The sequence below is a fragment of the Apibacter sp. genome, assembly GCF_025291155.1.
Taxonomy (GTDB): Bacteria; Bacteroidota; Bacteroidia; order Flavobacteriales; family Weeksellaceae; genus Apibacter.
In genome coordinates this window covers 1-1599 of the sequence record NZ_JAMBJZ010000151.1, presented here as the reverse complement: position 1 = coordinate 1599, position 1599 = coordinate 1, and the positions used below count along the sequence as shown (strand labels likewise).

The following is a 1599-nucleotide window of genomic DNA, read 5'->3' as shown; positions in this document are numbered from 1 at the left end:
GGAGCATTCACTTTTATGTTTCCCTTACCATCCATAAACATTGTATTGCCACTGGGGTCTTCTATTAAAATACTTCCTTCTGCATCGTTAAATACGAACTTGGTCCCGCTTCGGGTCTGCAATACTTTTATATCATTGCCTTCGCTGTAATATTCTGATATCTCTCCTCCATTATAAGATGTTCCTAGTACAATGGGGGCTTCCGCATTCCCTGCCTGAAAGGCGCATAATACGGTTTCTCCTACTTCCGGATTGAAATATGCTCCTTTTTCTCCTCCCGCATGCGGCTGTATAACTTGTATCCACGGAGTTTGGCTATTTGAGGAACGTTGCCATACAAATTGTACACGAATTCTTCCCATTTTTAGTGGATCTTGATTATCGGTTACAATTGCATGTTGTATTTGCGCTTGCGGAAATTCCCTCTCATCATAATAAGGGGGAACCGGTAGATCTTTTGGAACTCCTTTAAATTTATTTATATAGCCTAATCCATCCTCAAAAGTGTGTACTATCTCGGTTATTTTGTACGATTCCATTGGAATTTGACCATTCTTGAATATTTCATGACCCGGTATCCACACCATCATCTTCGCTACATCTCCTACCCGTAGTTGGGGATTGTTACTCGTTGCCTCTATATATACCAAATTCTGCCTCTTTTGTTGGTCTCTCTCTAGTGAGCGTTGCATATCCATAGAGCCGTTAGCTAATAAACTTTGATCGTAATGGGCCTGAGAGGGTACTGTATATAATTTCTCAGAAATTTCTTTTGCGTATTGCTGAAAAGGGTTTTGGGATGGATGTACGCTCTGGCTTTTCGATTCCAGTGTATAATCCGAGCCTTGCTTGGCATCGTAAGATGTATAACTGAAGGCTTGCGGTTGTACTTCCAATTTAAGTTCATAATCATACACATCTTCTCCTTCCATCAATTCTATTATTTTGCCTCCCCAGGCTGAAAAACAAAATTGATCCCCATTATAATAAAAATATTCTCCAAAACGGGTCGCTAATTTTTGTATAAACTGAAAATCGGTACTGTTATATTGTACTATATAGTTTAGCTTTTCTTTATGATTAGGGTTTATATGAAAGTTTATTAAATTAGGGGGATAGTCTTTAATTATTTCCTTTATAATTTTTTCAAATGTTTTATTTTCGAAGCTTCTACAATGGAGTCCGTTTTCCATTAGAATGGACGGGGATGATCCGCGAAGTGTTATTTGTCGGATTCCTCCTTTCATCGAAGTCGAAATTCCGGTAATAATTCCGGTAAAAATAGATGCACTCTTTCCATATTGTTGAAATTGGAAAGTGATTCTTTTCCCTAAATGTTCTTTGGAATTTTGTAATAAAAAAGTTGTATTACTTTCCCCGAATTCACCCGGGTCGCAAATCAAGGTAAACTCATGGCGGGCATTAATTTTTTGTTTGATTTCTAGTTTAACATTGGTATGGGTAAAAAAATTAACCCCTTCAATTTGTATTTTCACTGAGATTATATGAGAATTCCCATATAAATCATCTTTTATTCCACCATATTTAGCGTAGTAACGAACCTCTTTTTTAGGCGGATTGAGTTGATAAGATGAATTA

General features: G+C 37.1%; 1 protein-coding gene. It reads right to left on the bottom strand.

Features of this window, described 5'->3' with window-relative positions; translation table 11 throughout:
- Positions 1-1599, bottom strand: a 1599-nt coding sequence (locus M3Z80_RS09640) for a type VI secretion system Vgr family protein (protein ID WP_293919398.1), incomplete at both ends; no start/stop codon positions are given.